The sequence below is a fragment of the Kribbella polygonati genome (assembly GCF_050320105.1).
Lineage (GTDB): Bacteria > Actinomycetota > Actinomycetes > Propionibacteriales > Kribbellaceae > Kribbella.
This window is the reverse complement of sequence record NZ_CP190129.1, coordinates 3,100,299-3,119,979: the sequence shown is the minus strand read 5'-3', so window position 1 is coordinate 3,119,979 and position 19,681 is coordinate 3,100,299. Positions and strand designations below refer to the sequence as shown.

General features: G+C 69.5%; 18 protein-coding genes. 11 read left to right on the top strand and 7 right to left on the bottom strand.

What is annotated here, in order from left to right; genetic code table 11:
* Positions 1-84: 84 nt before the first annotated feature.
* The 6 genes from ACQHIV_RS14925 (at position 85) to ACQHIV_RS14900 (ending at position 6,859) form a co-directional block, all read left to right on the top strand.
* On the top strand, positions 85-288 hold the full coding sequence (locus ACQHIV_RS14925; protein WP_344201294.1) for a hypothetical protein: 204 nt from the start codon (positions 85-87) through the stop codon (positions 286-288).
* 272 nt (positions 289-560) lie between these two features.
* On the top strand, positions 561-1,622 hold the full coding sequence (locus ACQHIV_RS14920; RefSeq protein WP_427894698.1) for an NlpC/P60 family protein: 1,062 nt from the start codon (positions 561-563) through the stop codon (positions 1,620-1,622).
* An 89-nt stretch (positions 1,623-1,711) separates the two neighbouring features.
* Entirely contained in the window at positions 1,712-3,169 is a 1,458-nt protein-coding gene (locus ACQHIV_RS14915; protein ID WP_427894696.1) for a hypothetical protein, read from the top strand.
* Complete coding sequence (locus ACQHIV_RS14910; RefSeq protein WP_427894694.1) at positions 3,162-4,409, top strand: M48 family metallopeptidase; 1,248 nt, start codon at positions 3,162-3,164, stop codon at positions 4,407-4,409. The genes ACQHIV_RS14915 and ACQHIV_RS14910 overlap by 8 nt, the downstream gene beginning before the upstream one ends.
* A complete protein-coding gene (locus ACQHIV_RS14905; RefSeq protein WP_427894692.1) occupies positions 4,406-5,512 on the top strand; it encodes a glycosyltransferase family 4 protein in 1,107 nt (368 codons plus the stop codon). Before ACQHIV_RS14910 ends, ACQHIV_RS14905 begins: the two co-directional genes overlap by 4 nt.
* 195 nt (positions 5,513-5,707) lie before the next feature.
* The gene (locus tag ACQHIV_RS14900; RefSeq protein WP_427894690.1) at positions 5,708-6,859 is read left to right on the top strand and encodes an alanine--tRNA ligase-related protein; all 1,152 of its coding nucleotides are present in this window, start codon (positions 5,708-5,710) and stop codon (positions 6,857-6,859) included.
* Here ACQHIV_RS14900 and ACQHIV_RS14895 read toward each other — a convergent pair.
* From ACQHIV_RS14895 to ACQHIV_RS14885, 3 genes are read right to left on the bottom strand one after another with little or no spacing between them, the layout of a single operon-like run.
* Positions 6,852-7,817, bottom strand: a complete 966-nt coding sequence (locus tag ACQHIV_RS14895) for an EamA family transporter (RefSeq protein ID WP_427894688.1) — start codon at positions 7,815-7,817, stop codon at positions 6,852-6,854. The genes ACQHIV_RS14900 and ACQHIV_RS14895 overlap by 8 nt on opposite strands.
* 45 nt (positions 7,818-7,862) lie before the next feature.
* A complete protein-coding gene (locus ACQHIV_RS14890; RefSeq protein WP_427894686.1) occupies positions 7,863-8,534 on the bottom strand; it encodes a hypothetical protein in 672 nt (223 codons plus the stop codon).
* Positions 8,531-9,538, bottom strand: coding sequence for a DUF5937 family protein (locus ACQHIV_RS14885; protein ID WP_427894684.1), 1,008 nt, complete (start codon positions 9,536-9,538; stop codon positions 8,531-8,533). Before ACQHIV_RS14885 ends, ACQHIV_RS14890 begins: the two co-directional genes overlap by 4 nt.
* A 67-nt stretch (positions 9,539-9,605) precedes the next feature.
* Between ACQHIV_RS14885 and ACQHIV_RS14880 the strand changes: the two genes are divergently transcribed.
* Positions 9,606-10,820 carry an MFS transporter gene (locus tag ACQHIV_RS14880; protein ID WP_427894682.1) on the top strand — a complete coding sequence of 405 codons (1,215 nt, stop codon included), beginning with the start codon at positions 9,606-9,608 and terminating at the stop codon, positions 10,818-10,820.
* Here the strand turns inward: ACQHIV_RS14880 and ACQHIV_RS14875 are convergent.
* A complete protein-coding gene (locus tag ACQHIV_RS14875) occupies positions 10,760-11,749 on the bottom strand; it encodes a LacI family DNA-binding transcriptional regulator (protein WP_427894680.1) in 990 nt (329 codons plus the stop codon). The genes ACQHIV_RS14880 and ACQHIV_RS14875 overlap by 61 nt on opposite strands.
* Positions 11,750-11,762: 13 nt before the next feature.
* Positions 11,763-13,481, bottom strand: coding sequence for a glycoside hydrolase family 36 protein (locus tag ACQHIV_RS14870; RefSeq protein WP_427894678.1), 1,719 nt, complete (start codon positions 13,479-13,481; stop codon positions 11,763-11,765).
* Positions 13,482-13,696: 215 nt separating this feature from the next.
* Here ACQHIV_RS14870 and ACQHIV_RS14865 point away from each other — a divergent pair, with 215 nt between their 5' ends.
* The 4 genes from ACQHIV_RS14865 to ACQHIV_RS14850 are packed head-to-tail and all read left to right on the top strand — an operon-like array spanning position 13,697 to position 17,788.
* Entirely contained in the window at positions 13,697-14,713 is a 1,017-nt protein-coding gene (locus ACQHIV_RS14865) for a hypothetical protein (RefSeq protein ID WP_427894676.1), read from the top strand.
* On the top strand, positions 14,710-15,948 hold the full coding sequence (locus ACQHIV_RS14860) for an extracellular solute-binding protein (protein ID WP_427894674.1): 1,239 nt from the start codon (positions 14,710-14,712) through the stop codon (positions 15,946-15,948). The genes ACQHIV_RS14865 and ACQHIV_RS14860 overlap by 4 nt, the downstream gene beginning before the upstream one ends.
* Entirely contained in the window at positions 15,945-16,979 is a 1,035-nt protein-coding gene (locus tag ACQHIV_RS14855) for a carbohydrate ABC transporter permease (RefSeq protein WP_427894672.1), read from the top strand. Before ACQHIV_RS14860 ends, ACQHIV_RS14855 begins: the two co-directional genes overlap by 4 nt.
* A complete protein-coding gene (locus ACQHIV_RS14850; RefSeq protein WP_427894670.1) occupies positions 16,976-17,788 on the top strand; it encodes a carbohydrate ABC transporter permease in 813 nt (270 codons plus the stop codon). Before ACQHIV_RS14855 ends, ACQHIV_RS14850 begins: the two co-directional genes overlap by 4 nt.
* Before the next feature lie 12 nt (positions 17,789-17,800).
* Here ACQHIV_RS14850 and ACQHIV_RS14845 read toward each other — a convergent pair whose 3' ends face one another.
* Positions 17,801-18,445 carry a response regulator gene (locus ACQHIV_RS14845; RefSeq protein WP_427894668.1) on the bottom strand — a complete coding sequence of 215 codons (645 nt, stop codon included), beginning with the start codon at positions 18,443-18,445 and terminating at the stop codon, positions 17,801-17,803.
* Positions 18,438-19,670, bottom strand: coding sequence for a sensor histidine kinase (locus tag ACQHIV_RS14840; RefSeq protein WP_427894666.1), 1,233 nt, complete (start codon positions 19,668-19,670; stop codon positions 18,438-18,440). The genes ACQHIV_RS14845 and ACQHIV_RS14840 overlap by 8 nt, the downstream gene beginning before the upstream one ends.
* Positions 19,671-19,681 lie beyond the last annotated feature (11 nt).

Here is a 19,681-nt window from a genome sequence, read left to right as displayed (position 1 = left end):
TCTAGCGTCCTTCTCAGCCGGATGCAAGTCCGGGTGCTTCCCCACTTGGAGGATGTTGTGCTGATCGACTGCGACGCTTGTGTGATGAAGGGCCCGGGATGCCAGGACTGTGTCGTCACGGTGGTGCTGGGGTTGTCGGCCGAACGGTCCGGCAGCCTGCGCATCGACGACGACGAGAAGGCCGCCCTGGACGCGCTGGCCGACTCGGGGCTGGTTCCGCCGCTGCGGCTGGTGCACGCGGTCGACAGCATCGAGCCGGACGCCCGCCCCGGCGAGCAGACCGGCTGAGGCCTGGGGTCGCCGAAGCCCTGTGACGGAAGGCGAAACGACCGTTTGGCCGCGAACACGCTTCGTTAATTTTCGATCAAACCCGAGGGGCGAATTGCACTGGTCACGAAACGGTCACTACTGTTACCTCTCGTTGCCTCAGGGTGTCGGCCGCTCCGGCCGACCGGGCAGCGGCAAGCCGAGGGAGTGACCCGGCGGATCCGCGGACCTGAAGTCCGCGACCGGCCTGGTCAACGGGGACGGCGCGAGCAGAGGAAGGGACCGACCGGGCTGTGTCCATCGGACGCATCAACCGCACCAAGGGAATCGCCCTCGCCGCCATCACCAGCACGGCTGTCGCTGCGGGCGTGATCCTGATCCAGGGAGCGGCGGACGCCGACCCCACGCCCTCGCTGGCGGACGCGAAGAAGCAGGTTGCCGACCTCCAGCACCAGGCCGAGACGGCCGGTGAGTCGGCGAACGAGCTGCGCGGCCAGATCAGCGCCTCGCAGGCGCGGGTCAAGGCGCTGCAGACCGCGATCGGCAAGCAGCAGGGCCAGGTGGACGCGGTGAAGCGGCAGATCGGCTCCCTCGCGGTGGCCGGCTATCAGACCTCGGGCATCTCGACGACCGCGCAGCTGCTGCTGTCGACGAACCCGGACCAGTTCCTCAGCCAGGCGTCGACCGCCCAGGCGTTCGCCGGCCAGCAGAACTCGGCGCTCCGGCGCTACCAGCTCGCGCAGGGCAAGCTCACCGACCTGCAGGCCAGCGAGCAGACCGAGCTGGGTGCGCTGCAGGCCGTCCAGGCCAAGCAGAACGGCTTCGTCAGCCAGCTGAACGCGAACCTCGACAAGGCGCAGAAGGTCCTCGACAAGCTCAGCGCGGCGGACCGCAAGCGGATCGAGGAAGAGAACGCGAGGGAAGCGGAGAACGCGCGGAAGCAGCGCCCGACCCGTGACAGCACCCGGACGAGCAACGACAAGAGCATCCCGAACATCCCGGCCAGCGGCCGCGGCGCGATCGCGATCAACGCGGCGCTGTCCCAGCTCGGCGACCCGTACGTGTGGGGCGCGGCCGGCCCGAGCTCGTACGACTGCTCCGGTCTGACCATGTACGCGTGGGGCAAGGCCGGCGTTTCGCTGTCGCACTCCTCGAAGGCGCAGGCCGGTGAGGGCCGCCAGGTCAGCAGGTCCGAGTTGATGCCCGGTGACCTGATCTTCTACTACTCCCCGATCAGTCACGTCGCCCTGTACCTCGGTAACGGCCGGATCGTGCACGCCCCGCGGCCGGGCAAGAGCGTCGAGATCGCCCCGATGGACGAGATGCCGATCAACACGATGGTCCGCCCGGGCTGACCTGGGACCTTTGACATACTCTGCGGCTCCGGGGATACCGTCCCCGGAGCCGAGTCATTTCCTGATGCCGTAGTGTCGGAGGAGGCCGGGTGTCCCGCCTGACTGGGGCAGGTGAGCAGCGAGGGGCCGAGGTGATCGACGAGCACGGCGATACGGTTCCGCTGCCGGTCGTCCCGTCCGGCAGTGACCCCGAGCAGCCGAGCCGGCACCCAGGGCAGCCGGGGCCGTACGCGCCGATCCTGAAGAAGGTCGCGCTCGCCGTGGCCGCCTGCCTCGTCGTCGGCGCCGGGTACGCCGGTCTGCAGTACGTCGCCAACGCCCCCGCCGGCACGAACACGCGCGGGTCCCACCAGCCGGTCACGACGCCGAGCGCGGACCAGGCGCAGGCCGGTGTCCAGCGCGCGGTCGCGGGCCAGGCCGTACTGCAGAAGATGGCCGACGCGGTCACGAACGACAACCGCGGCGAGTTCCTGAACTCCGTCGACCCGCAGTCGACCGCTTTCCAGGCCGACGCCCGGATGATGTTCGGCAACCTGAGCACGCTCCCGATCAGCGGCTTCCAGTTGCGCTACGTGAGCGACGACAGTACCGGCCTGACCCCGGACCGGAAGCTCGAGCTCGGCGGGTCGCAGGCGTGGCTCGCGCAGGTCGAGGTGTCCTGGCAGCTGTCCGGGTTCGACCTGACGCCGGCCCGCGAGACGCTCCCGGTGACGTTCGTGACCCGCGACGGGAAGACGTACGCCGCCTCGTTCTCGGAGCGGTTCGCGGCCGGGCAGCGGCGGCCGATCTGGGCGCTCGGTCCGATCGAGCTGTCCAGGGGCAAGCGCAGCCTGGTGGTCGGCCTCGGGTCGGAGTCCGACACGAAGAGCTACGTGTCGGTCGCCGACAAGGCGGTCGAGTCGGTGTCGAAGGTGTGGGGCAAGAAGTGGCGGCAGAAGGTGATCGTCTACCTGCCCGCGAAACAGGCCCAGATGGAGGGCATCCTCGGCGCCCAGCCGAACACCTACACCCAGATCGCCGCCGTCACGATGGCCGAGCTGGACCAGCCGGCCGCGAACGCGCCGGTGCGGATCGTGGCGAACCCGAAGCTGTTCGAGGAGCTCGGCAAGCAGGGCCGCCGGATCGTGCTGACCCACGAGACGACCCACGTGGCGTCGAACGCGACCGCGTCACCGGTCCCGCTGTGGCTGGCCGAGGGGTTCGCGGACTACGTCGCGTTCACCGCCGTACCGGTGCAGGACGACTCGGCGGCGAAGGAGTTGTTCAAGGCGGTCCGGGCCGGGAAGGTGCCGGCCACGCTGCCGACGACGGAGGCGTTCGCGGCGTCGGCGGCCGACCTGCCGCAGGCGTACGAGTCGGCGTGGCTGGCCTGCCGGCTGATCGCGGAGCACGAAGGGCAGGACCAGCTGGTGGCGTTCTACCGCGCGGTGGACCGGTCGGGGAATGCGACCGGCCTGGCGGATGCGTTCAAGTCGGTGCTGGGGATGACCGAGGCCGAGTTCGTCGTCCAGTGGCAGAAGTACCTGAAGAGGCTCGCCGGTGCCTAAGCGCCCGGCCGGCGCGTGGGCGCCGCGCGCGACGGGCGGCCTGCTCGCGCTCGCGCTGGTCTTCACGATCGCCGTCACCACCCCGTGGCACCTGATCGACCTGCCGAAACCGGACGCCGCGCTGGACTTCACCGGCGCGCAGATCGCCCGGCAGGACGCCTTCCGGCACGAGATCCTGAAATGGTCGACGACGTCCTGGATCATCTCGGTCGTGGTCCCGCTGGTGATCGGCTTCAGCCCGCTGGGCCGCAAGCTGTACGACGCGTTGCGCGTCCGCCCGTGGTTCCTCGCCGTACCGGTCACGGTCGCCGGGATCGCCCTGATCACGAACCTGGTCACGGTGCCGACCGACGTACTCGCCGAGCGGGTCAGCCTGAAGTACGGGCTGTCGGTGCGGAACTGGCGGTTGTGGGTCTGGGACCGCGGCGTGAACTGGCTGCTCACCTCGCTCGGTGTCGCGGTGATCGCGGTCGTGCTGATCGCGCTGGCGAAACGGTGGCAGCGGAACTGGTGGTTGCCGGGCGCAATCATCGCGGCGCTGCTGGTGCTCGGCGTCTCGTTCGCCTACCCGGTGCTGGTGGAGCCGCGGTTCAACCATTTCACGTCGATGCCGGCCGGTGCCCTGCGCAACGATTTCCTGAAGCTCGCGGAGCAGGACGGCGTACCGGTCAAGGACGTGCTGGTCGCGGACGCGTCGAAGCGGACGACGGCCTTGAACGCGTACGTTTCGGGCTTCGGGTCGACGCGTCGGCTGGTCGTGTACGACACGCTGCTGAAGGACACGCCGCCCGCGCAGATCCGGCTCGTGGTCGCGCACGAGCTCGGGCACGCGGCCGAGGACGACGTACTGCACGGGACGCTGATCGGCGTGCTCGGTACGGCGTTCGGGATCACCCTGCTGTACCTGCTGCTCGGGGCGCGGATGGCGGATCCGCGCCGGACCGGGGTGTTCGTCGCGCTGGTGGTCGCGGCGACCACGCTCGCGAGTCCGGTGCAGAACCTGGTCAGCCGGAAGATCGAGGCGCGCGCCGACTACCACTCGCTGCGGCTGACGAACGACCCGCGGGACTTCGTCGCGATGCAACGCGATCTGGCGGTCCGCAACATTTCCGGACTTGACCCGAGCCAGTGGCGGTACTGGATGTTCGCGACGCACCCGACGCCGCCCGAGCGGATCGCGATGGGACGTGCGTGGGCCGCGCAGAACGGCGCGACGGTGCCGCCGCCGGCGAAGCGATGACGGTCCTTGTCGTCACCAACGACTTCCCGCCGCGGCAGGGCGGGATCGAGACGTTCGTCCGCTCGTTGTGCGACGAACTCCCGGACGTCGTCGTGTACACGTCGCGCGAGCCGGGTGATGCGGCGTACGACGCGCGGCTGCCGTTCCCGGTGGTCCGCGACCGTACGGCGATGTTGCTGCCGACGGCCCGGGTCACCAAGCGGGCCGTGGAGCTGATGCGGTCCTACCGCGCGGACCGGGTGCTGTTCGGGGCGGCGGCGCCGCTCGGGTTGATGGGTCCGGCGTTGCGGCGGGCCGGGGCGTGGCGGATCGTTGCGATGACACACGGGCACGAGACGTGGTGGGCCGGCGTACCAGGTGCACGGCGGGCGCTGCGGCGGATCGGCGATGCGGCCGACACGGTCACCACGGTGTCCGGCTGGTGCGAGGAGCAGATCAGGCCCGCGCTCTCGTCGACGGCCGTCGTACGGCGGCTGACGCCGGGCGTGGACTCGGTTCGCTTCCAGCCGGGCGTCGGCGGGGAGCAGATCCGACAGGGGCTCGGGCTGGCGGGGGCGCCGGTGGTGGTGTGCGTGTCGCGGCTGATCCGGCGGAAGGGGCAGGACACCTTGATCCGGGCCTGGCCGCGGGTGCTGGCCGACGCACCGGATGCGAAGCTGCTGCTGGTCGGCGGCGGTCCGGAGCGCGCCCGCCTCGAGGAGTTGGCCGCCCCGGTCGCCGACTCGGTCGTGTTCACCGGGGCGGTGCCGTGGCAGGACATCCCGCCGTACGTCGATGCCGGCGACGTGTTCGCGCTGCCGTGCCGGACGCGCCGGTTCGGGCTGGAGCCGGAGGCGCTGGGGATCGTCACGCTGGAGGCGTCCGCCTGCGGGAAACCTGTGGTGGTGGGGGACTCGGGCGGCGCGCCCGACACGGTCCTGCACGGTACGACGGGGTATTTGGTGGACCCGTACAACCCGGCGGCCGTAAGTGTTCGCCTTGCCGGATTGCTGACGAACGCCCAGCACCGTGCAGAGTTGGGGGCGGCAGGGCGGAAATGGGTGCAGGAGGAGTGGGGATGGGGGCGGTCGGGGGCCACGCTGAGGGAACTGCTGGACATTTGACGGCGGGTGTCGTGTACTCTGGCCGACATGCACCGGATGTTCCGACTTGCCGCAGCCGTACGAGCTTCAAGCTCTCCGGCTGCCGCGGCCTGAACATCTGAAACCTCCACCGGCGACCGGAAACGGTTCGCCGGTGTTGTTGTTTCCGTAGCCCGGTGGTCTGGTTCCGGTCCTTCCACGCAAAGGACACGAACCATGAACATCACCCGGACCTTCATCGACTTCTTCAGCGACCGTGACCACGTCCCGACGACCGGTTCCACGCTCATCCCGCGGCTCGGCGATCCCGTGCTGTTCACGACCTCGGGCATGCATCCGCTCACGCCCTACCTGGAAGGCGAACCACATCCGCTGGGGCGCAGACTCACCGGTGTCCAGCGATGCCTGCGAACGACGGATCTCGACGAGGTCGGGGACTCCACCCACCTGACCGTGTTCGAGATGCTCGGCTCGTGGTCGCTGGGAGACTACGGGAGCAGGCAGACCCTGAGATGGGGGTACGAACTGCTCACCGAGGGCTTCGGTCTGGACCCGAAGAACCTGTACGTGACCGTCTTCGGAGGTGACGAGCAGGTGCCGCTCGACCAGGAGTCGCTGCGGACCTGGCAGGAGCTCGGGCTGCCGATCGAGCTGACCACCGACGACAACTGGTGGTCGAACGGCCCGACCGGCCCGTGTGGCCCGGATTCGGAGATCTTCGTCTGGACCGGCGACAAAGAGCCCGAGGGTACGCCGACCACCGACGACCGCTGGGTCGAGGTCTGGAACCACGTGATGATGCGCTACCGCCGGCATGACGACGGATCGCTCGAGGAACTCACGCAGCAGAACATCGACACCGGTCTCGGTCTGGAGCGGCTGACGATGCTGCTCGAGGGCAAGTCGTCGGTGTACGAGACGTCGCTGTTCGAACCGTGGATGCGGATCATCCCGACGCTCTGGAAGCTCGACGAGCGATCCCGGCGGATCGTGATCGACCACCTGCGGTCCAGCATCGTGATCGTCGGCGACGGCGTGCACCCGTCGAACACCGGCCGCGGCTACGTGCTCCGCCGGCTGATCCGCAGGATGCTGACGATCCTCTGGCAGGACGACGAGTCGCGCTCGCTGTCCGACGTTCCGCTGGAGCTGTTCGAGCACACGCAGAACCACTTCCACCAGGGCGAGACGGTGACGCTGGTCCGGCGGATCCTGATCGACGAGGAGATCCGGTTCAGCAACCTGCTCGACCGCGGCCGCAAGGTGCTGAGCCACGAGCGGTTCCACAAGTCGCTCGACGACACCGACTACGAGTACCTGCACGAGACCCACGGGTTGCCCCGCGAGCTGGTGGACTCGCTCAGGTGACCGGGGCCGGCACGTCGGTACGGGGAGGCTCGGGGACCTCCGGGGACGCGACCTTCCCGACCGACGACTGGGCCACGAACGCACCGGCCAGCACGATCGCGCCGCCGATGATCTGGTTCGTCCGGAGCATCTCGCCGAGCAGCACCAGCGCGAAGACGCAGGCCGCGACCACCTCGAGGTACGCGACCGCACCGGCGATCGGTGCCGACAGCCGCTGTACGGCGGCCGCCCCCGCCAGGTACGCGACGACCGTGCTGACCACGATCAGCCACGCCGCCATCACCCACCCGGGCGCGTGCCGGTGCCCGATCGCGATCGTGTCCACGAGCACGTGCCACGGCGTACCCCAGGGGGCCGCGATCAACGTCAGTACGACGGCCCCGACCACGCTGCCGGCCGCCGTCATCACCAGCGGGTCCGCGGCACCGGTCAGCCGGTCGATCAGGATGAAGTACGTCGCCTGGCACGCGGCCGCGCCGAGCCCCGCGAGCAGGCCGATCGCGTCGATCCGCGACCCGGACCAGATCTCCGCCACCGCCGCGAGGCCGACCACCGCGATGCTCACGCCGATCGTGGCCGACCGCGGCACCGCGACCTTCGCACCGAACTTGAGCCACAGCACCACCAGCACCGGCCCGGAGAACTCGAGCATCAGCGCCACGCCCACCGGCAGCCGGCTCGCGGCGATGAAGAACAGCGTCTGGCAGCCGGCGATCCCGGTCAGGCCGTAGAGCACCAGCGCCTTCCAGGAGGCCCGCGCCGCGCGCAGCCCGGCGCGGCCGCGGAACACCAGCACGAGCGGGACCAGCACCGCGGCGGCGCCGAGGATCCGTAACCAGGCCGCCTGCTGCGGCGTGAAACCGGCCTCGATCAAGGCCTTGGCGAACGGCCCCGACCCGCCGAACGTGACCGCGGAGAAGACCGCGAACCCCAACCCCACCGACTTCGTGCTGTACATGCGCATAACGGTCTCACGCCCATTACAAGCCTGTCGAGTGGGATCTCAGAGCACGTTCACCGCGCGCGCCGCGACCACGGCGACGGTGAGTAGCGAGACTGCCGACTCGATGCCCATCAGCACCTTGGTACGGGCGCTCAACGGCATCGTGTCGGTCGGACTGAACGCGGTCGCGTTGGTGAACGAGACGTACAGATAGTCGGTGAACCCAGGGAGCCAGGTCTTCCAGCCGTCCAGCTCGACGGTCATCTGCGGGAACAACAGGTCGGCCCGCTCGGCCTCCCGCGCGTGCTCCGGCGCCCGGGCGAACGGTCCACCGCGGTCGACCTCCCACAGCCACACCGCGAACGCCACCACGTTCGTCACCCAGATCAGCAGCGCGCTCTTCACCAGCACCTTGCCCTGGTTCGCCTCGCCGTTGCCGAGGAACGCGATCATCCCCGCGAGGTAGTACGCGTTCACCGCGACCAGTACGGCGAGCAGGGTCACCGCGACCGGCCGCAACCACGGCTCGTCGCGGCGAAGGTGGAACGGGTTCATCCACACCAACGGCAACAGCAGCAGCGCTCCGAGCGCCGGCATCAGCCACCGCGGCAACGCGTTCACCTGCGTCGGCACCAGCAACTGCAGGACCAGCACCGAGACCACCGCCAGTGAAGCCGGCCAGCGCCTGGTGTGCCGGATGCTGGGTGCTCGGACCTTCGTCGGCTTGCTCACTTCAACATTCTGACGCCGGAGGGCGGCTGTCCGACGGAGGCGTCGACGACGGCCTGTCCTACTTCGGTACGCCGGTAGTGCACCTGATGCCCGGTACGCCGACGGGTCGCGAGGCCGGCGTCGGACAACGCGGACAGGTGTTCGGCGACGGTAGCCAGCGCCAGGTTGTACTGCGTGGCGAGGGCGCTCGTGGTGGCGGGCGGGTCGAGGGCGACCAGGAGGGTGGCGCGGGTACGGCCGAGGAGGCGGGCCAGCGCGTCCGGGGGAGCGGGGACGTCGGACCAGAGCCGGGCGGCGCCGCGGGCCGGGTAGACGACGGTCGGGTGGTACGCCGGGTCGACGACCATCACCAGGTGCGGCCAGGCGAACACGCCCGGGACGAGCAGCAGGCCCTGCCCGGACAGGTCGCGGTCCGCCGAGCGGTACCGGGACGCGATCAGCCGGTCATTCTCCCAGCTGAGGGTCGGGTGCAGGTCGTCGAACAGGCCGGCCAGGCCGCCGTCGGTCAGCTGCCGGCCGCGGTACGCGATGTCGTCCTCGAGCACCCGGCTGATCAGCGGCCAGTCCGGTCTGACCAGCACCTCCCACGCGCTCTCGATCTCGTCCGCGAGCCGTTCCCGGGTGCCGGACAGGTCGGTGAGCATCCGCTCGATCTCGGGCGCGGCCGGGTTCTGCAGTTCGTCGCGGGACTGGATGAGCTCCGCGCGGACCTTCTCCAGCGGCGTGCCGCGGACGCGCGCGATCTCGGTCGCGAACTTCGCCCGGGACGCCTTCGGCGGCGGCGTCAGGAAGTCCGGCGTGAACCCGACCCGGGGCTGTACGGCGCGCAGCCCGCGCAGGTCGAGGTGTGCGACGGCGTCCCGCTTCGTCGCGAGCCAGTCGTCGTACAGCGATCGCCGGTGGGACTGGTGCATCACCCGGACCGCCGACATCGTCTCCCACAACGGCGAGGCGCCGAAGCGGCAGCGGAGCGCGTCGGCCTGGGTGAAACGCAGTACCGTCATCGGACAGAACTTTCGGCCACAACCAAAACTCTACGCCCGCGGGGGTCAGGTGCCGCACCCTCGCTGGGTGAGGTCCTACCGAGCTGTACTCCGCGTTCCCGGCATGCGGGCCGTGTACGCCGCGCACACCGTCTCCATGCTCGGGACGGTCGGCGCACAAGTGGCGCTGTCGATCCTGATCTTCGAACGCACCGGTTCGCCGTTGCTGTCGGCGCTCGTACTGGTGTGTTCGTTCCTGCCGTACGCCGTCAGCGGGGTGCTGTTCTCGTCGATGACGGACCGCTTCCCGGCGCGGCGGGTACTTGTCACGTGCGACGTGCTCAGTGCGACCTGTGTGCTCGCGATGCTGCTGCCGGGGATGCCGGTCGGGGGTCTGCTCGGTCTGCTGCTCGGGCTCGGGATGATCGCGCCGATCTTCGCCGGTGCCCGCGCGGCGAGTCTGGCGTACCTGTTGCCGCCGGATCTGTTCCCGGTCGGCCGGTCGTTGCTGCGGGCAATCGGTCAGACGGCGGTGCTGACCGGGTTCGCGCTCGGCGGGATCGCGGTGGCGGCGATCGGTGCGAGGTCGCTGCTGATCGTCGAGGTGCTGACCTTCGGACTGTCGGCGATCCTGATCGGGACGGGTACGCCGGCCACCCCGCCGGGGGAGCGGAAGCGGAACGCGGTCCGCGACTCCTGGACCGGGCTGCAGCTGGTGTTCGGGAACGTGCGGCTCCGCAACCTGATCCTGCTGACCTGGGTGGCGCCGGCGTTCTCGTCGGTACCGGACGGACTCGCCGTCGCGTACACCGCCCAGGTCGGCACCGCGGCCGCGGCCGCCGGTGCCTTGTTCACCGGATACGCGGTCGGCGGCGTGTTCGGCGAGCTCGTCGTCGCCCGGTTCACCCCTTCCGTGCGGCGACGGCTCGTCGTTCCGTTCCTCGTCACCAGCCAACTGCCGGCGGTCGCGTTCCTGACCGTGCCGCCGATCCCGGTGGCGGCGGTCCTGCTGGCGATCTCCGGTGCCGGGTACGCGTTCAACCAGGGCGTCGACCCGCTGATCCTGAACGCCGTCGACCCGGCGCACCGCGGTCGATTGTTCACCATCCAGACGAGCGGCCTGATGGCGATCCAGGGCGTCAGCATCGCCCTCGGCGGCGTGATCGGCTCGTTCCTCGCCCCGAACCTGACGATCGCACTGGCCGGCGTCCTCGGCACGGCAACCACCCTGCTGGTCGCCCGTCAGGCACTCGAGCGGACCACGAGCGGAGCGGTGACCAGCCTGCCAGGTTCGTCGGGCTGACCCGCGATCTCGTGCAGGGCGCGGGTGAACAGGTGGCTTGCGATGTCCTGCAGGGGGATCCGGGCCGTCGTCAGCGGCGTGTCGAGCATGCTCGCGAACGGGAAGTCGTTGAAGCCGGTCACCGCGACGTCCTCGCCGACCGTGATCCCGCGGCGCTGCAACGTCCGCATCGCCACCACCGCGAACGCGTCGTTGTCGGCCACGAACGCGTCCGGCAGGTCCGCCTCCGCGACGTACTCCGCGACCGCCTCGAGCGAACCGAACGATCGCACCTCGGTCGCCGGGAACCCGTCCGCGAACCCGTCCCGCCGCTGATGCACCCACGGCAACGCGCTGTCGGTCGCCAGGTAGACGGCCCGCTCGCGACCGGTCGACCGCAGATGGCCGGCGATCCCCGCCATCGACGTCGCGTTGTCCACGTCGACCCAGCACTGCCGCTGGTCGGCCGCCGTCTGCCCGAACGCCACGAACGGGAACCGCCGCCGGCTGAGGAACTCGAGCCGCGGATCGTGCGGCATCGTCTCCAGTACGACGATCGCGTCGACCTGCCGCGCCGCGATCAGCTTCTCGTACAACGCGATCTCGGTGGCGCCCTCGGTCGGCGTCGTCACGTGGACGCCGTACCCGGAGACGGCAGCCGCCTTCACCAGGCCGCCGAGCAGCCCGTGCAGGAACCCGCCGAGGCCGGTGTCGTTGTCGTCGTCCTCGAAGTACAACGGCAGGCCGATCACCTGGCTGCGGCCGGACGACAGCGCGCGGGCCGCGTGGTTCGGGATGTACCCGAGCTCCTCGATCGCGGCGCGCACGGTCTGCACGGTCGGCGGGGCGACGCGGTGCGGTGCGTTCAGCACGTTCGACACCGTCATCGCCGACACCCCGGCCAGCCGCGCCACGTCCGCGACCGTCGTTCGTCGCGGCTTCTGTGCCACCAAGTCGTCCCCCTCAGGTCCGTACGATCCGCGCCACTCCGCCGACCGGTACGTCGATCACCCAGACCTCCGGCGGCGTCGTGGTCGCGCGGTGCACCTCGTGGCCGGAACAGTCCGACACTACGAGTTCCACCGGGCCGCCGGCCGCACCCTCGACGTACAGGCGTCGCTCGGCGCCACCGTTGACCACCAGTGTGTAGGCATCCTCTACCCGCACAACCGGGTCGGTGAACACGGCGACGACGGTTTCCTCGGCTCCGACCGCGCGCACCTGCGTGTAGCGCGCGTCCGGCCGCGACGGCAGTAGTACGCCGTGCAGCAGGGCGTCGGCGTGATCCGCCATGAACCCGAGCCAGTGCCGGACGACCTGCTGGTGTTCCGCGGACAGCTCGTCGAGCTCCATCGACACCTGCGCCGTACTGAACAGCGCGCCGATGAACTGCTGCGCGACGTTCTCGGCCGACGCGGACCGGTGCCACAGCAGCATGTCCGAGTGGACGGCGCGGTCACCCGCCAACAGTCGGCAGTCCACCGTCCGCACCCGGTTCTCGACCGGGTCGAGCGCGCAGTCGCCGGCCCGCAGGAACGTGCCGAACTGCCACAGCCGCGGATGCACGTAGTCCTGCCGGAACTCGATCAGTACGTCCGGCCGCAGCGCCCGCAGCTCGTCGGTGATCGCCTGCAGCAACCGCTCGACACCCTCGTCCACCGAGTCGCAGTCCGCGCCCGGCCCGGCGGGCGGTGCGGGGCGCGCCCACGAGTCGATGAAGTCGATCTTCAGACCGTCGACGCCCCAGTCCCGGACCGGCCGGACGCACGACTCCAGCAGGTGCTCGCGGACCTCCGGGTACCGCGGATCGAGGACCGCCGTGACGTCGGCGTCGGCGAATCCGAGGATGCGGTCCTGCATGGCCGGCCAGGCCTTCGAGTGCACGCCGATCAGCGGCGGCGCCAGCCACAGCACGTACAACTGCCCGAGCTCGTGCACCCGCCGTACATGCTCAGCCATGTCGGGGAAGGTCTTGCCGGTCGGCTCCCAGTCGCCGCAGTACGCGTACCCGCGCCGCGTGTCGTCGGTCTGCCAGCCGTCGTCGACGATCACCGCCTTGGTCCCGTACGCCGTACCCGCGCGAGCGTGCCGCTCCACCGACGCCGCCGACACGTGCTGGTGATCGCTGTACCAGGTCGAGTACATCGCTTCCCGGGCAACGTCGGGCACCGCAGCGATCCGGTCGCCCAGCTCGGCGGTCCACTCCGCCGTGACACCACGCAGCGCATCGGAGAAGTGCTGGGCCCGCAGATCGATCCGCAGTGTGAAGCGGTCGTCCTCGACATCGGTCACGGTCAGCTCGATCAGCTGTTCCGCCGTCTCCTCGTTCACGCCCACCGCGAAGTCACAGCCACGGACGTGAGACGACAGCGAGATCGTAAGGACGGCCCTGTCCCGCGCATCGATGAGGGAAGCCACCGGAGCCGAGCGGACCGACCGGACCTCGCGGTGCGATCCCCAGTCGGTAGGCAGTTGCCGATGCGAGTCCTGCGCCGCCCGCCACAGCGTCACCGCGTCCTCGGCCGGCCACGTCCAGCGCAGCGTCACCGGCCCGTCCGCGACCACGTCGTACCGCAGCACCCCGGCCTCGGCAGCAGGCCGCACGGTCAGCGCGCCGCCCCCGCTCATGCTCCCCGTCCGCACGGTACGACCGTCGGGAGAGCGGATCTCGAATGTCGTCACGCGCTGGACTATAGCGGTAAAACCAGGCCCGCTGAAGGTATTGACGGAACGAGATCCGATCTCTAGTTTTACCGCTAATATCAGATTTTGCGCGTTTTGCATGACACAGTTTTGCGAGGAGAGCCTGTGCTGGCTGTCAGCTCCGACCTGGCGTACGTCGAGGACGCCTTCCGGTAGGCGCGCATCTGCTCGGCCTCGACGCGGAGAACTTCGCGATGTTCCGGCACTTCGCCCGCTCGGCGACCCCGGCGCGGAAGTGGTTCCCGCTCTGGGCGTTCCACTTCGACGGCCGGATCGCCGACCTCGACTACCACGACGACGAGCACTTCGTCCGGGAGATCCCCGCGGTGTTCGACCTGACGTACCGGGCGCTGGAGCAGTACGACTGGACCGGCGACCGGCGCTGGATCGACGACCCCGACCTGGCGGCGTACTACCGGCACAGTACGAACGAGTTCGTCACCGCCCACGACGCCGACGGCGACGGCATCCCCGAGGCCGCCGGTACCGCGGACATCTTCCTCGGTACGGCGACGTACAACGAGCGTGAGGCCCCGCTGCTGCGTGCGGGCGACGGCCTCGCCGCGCAGTACGGCGCCCTCCGCAAGCTCGGCCGGCACGCGGAGGCGGAGAAGATCCAGAACACCTACAACGAGTGGTGGAACGGCGACCACTTCGCCCGCGGAATCACCAAGGACGGGCTGGACTTCAGCTGGGGACTGGAGTCGCACACGCTCGTCCCGCTGTTCGGGCTCAGTGGCACGGGGGAGCGCGCCGAGCGTTTCCTCGACTATCTCGAGCGGCAGATGGAGGCCGAGCCGCCGCAGAACATCGAGTCGTTCAGCTACTGGCCGGAGTTCCTCTTCGACCACGGCCGCAACGAGTCGGCGTGGCGCTGGACCAAGCACCTGATCGACAGCCGCGACGACTACCCGGAGATCTCGTTCACGGTCGTCGAGCACCTCGTCGCCGGCCTGCTCGGACTCCGGCCGGACGCACCGAACGCCGTCCTCACTGTCATACCGCACCTGCCGGCCGAGATCGGCGATCTGACGGTCGACGATCTGCCACTCGGCGGCTGGACCCTGCGGGTCCACCAGGAAGGCACGCACCGAACCGAGGTCACCGTGCTCGGCGGACCGGGTCCGCTCACCGTGACCGTCGGCTCCGAGACCCATTCCCTCGCACCCGGCCGCACCGCCCGGGTCGACCACCCCAAGGACCGCTCATGAAGAAGCTCCTCCCCGCCGCGTTCGCCGTACTCCTGGCCGCCGGCTGTGCGACCGGCAACGCCCCGGCGTCCAACACCGCGAACGACAGCGCCGAGATCTCGTTCTCCTTCTGGGGCACCAACTCCGAGGCCGCCTCGCTGAAGGCGATCGCCGCCGCGTTCGAGAAGGCGAACCCGGGCACCAAGGTGACCACCAACTGGATCCAGTCCGACTACGAGCAGAAACTGCAGACGTCGATCGCGGCCGGGACCCAGTCGACCGTGATGGAGATCAGCAACACCAGCCTCGCCGGGTTCGCGCCGAGCTTCCAGGAGCAGACCGTCGACCCGGGCAAGTACGTGCAGCCGAACATCTCGGCCGCGATGCAGTACCAGGGCAAGTCCTACGCGATGCCGTTCGCCGCCAAGCCGAAGGTGATGGCGATCAACACCGACGCGTTCAAGGCCGCCGGCGTACCGTTGCCGAGTGCAACGACACCGCTGACGCTCGACGAGTTCAAGGCGATCTCGGCGAAGCTCTCGCACGGTGACGGCAAGACCCGCGTCTACGGCTCCAGCAACCTCTGGTACCGCGGCTGGCTGACCGCGGCCGGCGGCAGCTACTACAACTCGGACGCGACCGCCTGCACCTTCGGCGACGGGACCGGCGTGCAGACCGCGCAGTACGTCGTCGACATGCAGAAGAACCGCTACGCGCCGACCTCGACCGACATCCAGGGCCAGGACCAGGCGCAGTGGTTCGCGGCCGGCCGGCTCGCGACGTTCAGCGACTTCGGGCCGTGGACGGTCGCGGACTTCGCGAAGATCAGCAAGCCTGACTGGACGCTGGTCCCGGTCCCCGGCAAGGGGTTCCCGATGGAGGTCGACGGGCTCGGCATCGCGAAGAACGCGAGCGGCAAGCAACTCGAGACCGCGAAGAAGTTCGTCGAGTTCGCCAGCACGCAGCAGGTCGCCCAGGACCAGCTCATCCAGGGCAGCACGGCGCTCGGCGTACCGATCATCGAGGCCTCCTCGCCGACCCTGGAGAAGGTGCTGCCGGCGGCACGGAACCTGGCCGCGTTCACGACCGCGCTGAAGTCCGGCGTGGTGGATGTATCGGTGCCGAAGGAGGCGCAGATCTCCGGTGACGCCGAGAAGGGCATGACCAGCTACACCGCGCTGGGCACCGGCACGGACGACGTCGCGAAGGTGCTGCCGCAGCTCGCGGCCAAGTGCACCCAGGCCCTGGCCAAGTGAACCCGACCGTCGGCTGGATCCGGAACCTGGCGTCGTCCTGGGGCGTCCCGGGCGCGCTGGTCCCGCTGGTCCCGTTCCTCCTGCTGCTGATCGTCCTGTACGCCGTCATCGGACTGGCGGCGTACGGGGCGCGGCGGAAGTGGCCGCGGGCGGACCGCACGATCGCGTTCTGGCTGTTCGTGTCGCCGTGGCTGATCGGGTTCTGCCTGTTCACGATCGGCCCGATGGCGTCGTCGGTGTACGTCAGCCTGACCTCGTGGGACCTGATCACCCCGCCGAAGTTCGTTGGCCTCGCCAACTACACGGAGGCGTTCCAGGACCCGAAGGTCGCGCAGGCCCTCAAGGTCACCCTGCTGTACGCCGTGCTCAGCGTCCCGCTCCAGACCGCGCTGGCGTTCCTCGTGGCGCTCCTGCTGAACACCGACCTCCCGGGCATGCGCTTCTTCCGGACCATCTGGTACCTGCCGTCACTGGTCTCCGGGGTCGCCCAGATGGTGCTGTTCCTGTGGGTGTTCAACCCGCAGTACGGCCTGATGAACGACGTCCTCGGCCGGTTCGGGATCGACGGGCCGGGCTGGTTCAACGACGCGTCGTGGGCGCTGCCGACGGTGATCCTGATGAGTCTGTGGACGGTCGGCGGCGCGATGGTGATCTACCTGGCCGGGCTGAAGGACGTGCCCTCGAACCTGTACGAGGCGGCGGCGCTGGACGGCGCCGGAACGGTCCGGCAGTTCTGGCACGTGACGCTGCCGCAGATGTCGCCGATCATCCTGTTCAACGCGCTCACCGGGATCATCGGCTCGCTGCAGATCTTCACCCAGGGCTTCATCGCGAAGGGCGGCCCGAAGGACTCGCTGCTGTTCTTCGTCTACTACCTGTACGACAACGCGTTCCAGAACTTCCGGATGGGGTACGCGTCCGCGCTGGCCTGGATCCTGTTCGTGGTCATCCTGGCGCTGACCGCGGTCACCCTGCGCGGCAGCGCGTTCGCCGTCTACTACGAGACCGAGCTGCGGAGCAAGAAGAGATGAAGAAGTCGATTCTGCTGTACGTCGTCCTGGTCCTCGGCTCGGTGGTGTTCGTCTACCCGTTCCTGTGGATGATCGCGACCTCACTGCGCTCCCTGGCGGGCGTCGGCAGCTCGGGCGCGAGCGTCGTACCGCACGAGTTCCTCTGGGACAACTACGTACGCGCGGTGACGTCGTTCCCGTTCTGGCGGTACGCGCTGAACTCCGTGCTGACCACGCTGATCCCGATCATCGGGACCGTGTTCTCGTGTTCGCTGGCCGGGTTCGCGTTCGCGCGGCTGCGGGTGCGGTTCTCCGGCGTACTGTTCGCCGTCGTACTGGCGACGATGCTGCTGCCGGGGGAGGTGACGATGGTGCCGCAGTTCATGCTGTTCAACAACCTCGGCATGGTCGACACGCTCTACCCGCTGATCCTGCCGGCGTTCTTCGGGTCCCCGTTCTACATCTTCCTGTTCCGGCAGTTCTTCGCCCGGATGCCGGAAGAACTGGCCGACGCGGCCGTGGTCGACGGGTGCGGCTGGTTCACGATGTTCCGGCTGGTGTACCTGCCGCTGGCCCGCCCGGCCGTGGTCGCGGTGTCGATCCTGCTCTTCATGGGCTACTGGAACAACTTCCTCGGCCCGGCGATCTACATCAACTCCGACCAGTGGAAGACCCTCCCGCTGGCCCTGGCCGGCTTCCAGTCCGTCAACGGCACCGACACCCCGTTGCTGATGGCAACGTCCGTCCTGATCACGATCCCGTGCCTGCTGATCTTCTTCGTCGCCCAGAAGCAGATCACCAACGGCATCACCTTCACCGGCGGCAAGTAGCCCGGCGGGAGGTCAGTCGCGGCCGAGGATGCCCTGGTCGTAGCCCTTGGCAACTGCCGCGGCGCGGTCGGTGACGCCGAGCTTGGTGAAGACGTGGCTCAGGTGGGTCTTCACGGTGGCCTCGCTGATGAACAGTTCGCGGGCGATGTCGCGGTTCGACGTACCCTTCGCGACCAGTTCGAGGACCTGGCGTTCGCGGGCGGCCAGCGGTGCCGGGGCGGGGGAGCGGACCGCGGAGACGAGCCGGGACGCGACCGCGGGGGACAGGACGGTGCGGCCGGCGGCGGCCTGGCGGACCGCGTTGAACAGTTCGTCCTGCGGGGCGTCCTTCAGCAGGTACCCGGTGGCGCCGGCCTCGATCGCGGGCAGCGTGTCGGTGTCGGTGTCCCAGGTCGTCAGCACCAGCACCCGCGAGCGGATGCCGCGGCGGGTCAGCTCGGTGATCGCGTCCAGCCCGCCGCCGCCCGGCATCCGCAGGTCCATCAGGATCACGTCGGGGTCGAGCTCGGCGGCAAGTTCGACCGCCCGTACGCCGTCCGGCGCCTCGGCGAGCACGGTGAAGCCGTCGGCGGCCTCGAACATGCCGCGCAGGCCGTTCCGGACGACGGGGTGGTCGTCGACGAGGAGCAGAGTGATGTCAGGCAGGTTTTCAGGCATGGAGCACCAACGGTACGTGAGCGGAGATCGCCGTACCGAACCCCGGCTCGGCCTCCACGGTGAGCGAGCCGGCGATCCGTTCGGCGCGGGCGCGCATGCCGTCCAGCCCGAACCCGCCGGTGCCCGACCGGGCCGGCAGTGCCAGCGGGTCGAAGCCCTTGCCGTCGTCGCGGATGTCCACCGTCACCTCGTCGTCCATGAAGCTCAGCGTCACACCGACGCGGGTCGCGGCGGCGTGTTTCGAGACGTTCGCGAGCGCCTCCTGTGTGATCCGCAGCAGCGTCGCGGAGAACTCGCCGTGCAGGTGCAGCGGCGTACCGGTCAGCGTGAACTCGGCCGGTACGCCGGTCCGCTCCGACCACTGGTCCACGGTCTTGCGCATCGCCTCGGGCAGGCCGTCGTACGACAGGCCGGCCGGCGCCAGGTTCTGCACCGAACGACGGGCCTCGCCGAGGCTGTGCCGGGCCAGCTCGCTCGCCCGGCCGACGCGGTCCTGGACCACGTCCGGGTCGGCGGTGTTCGCGGCCGCCTGGAGCTGGGCGATGATGCCGGTCAGGCCCTGCGCGATCGTGTCGTGGATCTCGGCGGCGAGCCGGCGGCGCTCGTCCGCGATCCCCGCTTCCCGTGCCTGGACGAGCAGTTGGGCCTGCAACGCGGCGTTCTCCTCGTGGGCCTGCTCGAGCTCGGCGATCGTGTCGGCTCGGGCCTGCGACCGGGCTTCCTGCTGTTCGGCGAAGTGCTTCACGACGGTCAGCAGCACGTTGTTCGCGATCACGAGCCCGGCGAACGCCAGCCACATCGGGCCGTGCGGCGGCCAGTGGCCGGTCTGCGCTCCGGCGATCGGGAGCGTGCAGGCGAACAACGCGAGCCGCTGCCGCTTCCGGCCCGGGATCATCTCGTCGGCGTCGTAGTACCCCGCGACGACATAGAACGCGAAGAACCCGTTCAGCGACGTCAGCACACAGGCGAGCACCCAGCGGATCACGTAGAACGTCACCGAGACCGCGTTCGGGTCGCGGTGCATACGGCCGCTCCACGTCCACCACACCTGCATGACCACCGCGACCCCGACCAGCGCGAGCCCGATCTCCCGCTCGCGGGTGAGCGGGGTCAGGCTGCCCGAGGTGGCGAGCGCCAGCAGGGTGCCGAGGCCGAGCAGGAAGTACGGCGCCCAGCGCTGGAACGCTGCTTGGCGCCGCTCGAGTTCGCTGTCGGCCGTCGTCACCAGCCCAGTCT

What these genes read in the sequence shown, in the direction of transcription:
- ACQHIV_RS14860 (WP_427894674.1), top strand. Translation starts at nt 14,710, where the DNA reads ATGAAGAAGCTCCTCCCCGCCGCGTTCGCCGTACTCCTGGCCGCCGGC.
- ACQHIV_RS14895 (WP_427894688.1), bottom strand. Translation starts at nt 7,817, where the DNA reads ATGTACAGCACGAAGTCGGTGGGGTTGGGGTTCGCGGTCTTCTCCGCG.
- ACQHIV_RS14850 (WP_427894670.1), top strand. Translation starts at nt 16,976, where the DNA reads ATGAAGAAGTCGATTCTGCTGTACGTCGTCCTGGTCCTCGGCTCGGTG.
- ACQHIV_RS14900 (WP_427894690.1), top strand. Translation starts at nt 5,708, where the DNA reads ATGAACATCACCCGGACCTTCATCGACTTCTTCAGCGACCGTGACCAC.
- ACQHIV_RS14905 (WP_427894692.1), top strand. Translation starts at nt 4,406, where the DNA reads ATGACGGTCCTTGTCGTCACCAACGACTTCCCGCCGCGGCAGGGCGGG.
- ACQHIV_RS14865 (WP_427894676.1), top strand. Translation starts at nt 13,697, where the DNA reads ATGTTCCGGCACTTCGCCCGCTCGGCGACCCCGGCGCGGAAGTGGTTC.
- ACQHIV_RS14925 (WP_344201294.1), top strand. Translation starts at nt 85, where the DNA reads ATGAAGGGCCCGGGATGCCAGGACTGTGTCGTCACGGTGGTGCTGGGG.
- ACQHIV_RS14845 (WP_427894668.1), bottom strand. Translation starts at nt 18,445, where the DNA reads ATGCCTGAAAACCTGCCTGACATCACTCTGCTCCTCGTCGACGACCAC.
- ACQHIV_RS14885 (WP_427894684.1), bottom strand. Translation starts at nt 9,538, where the DNA reads ATGACGGTACTGCGTTTCACCCAGGCCGACGCGCTCCGCTGCCGCTTC.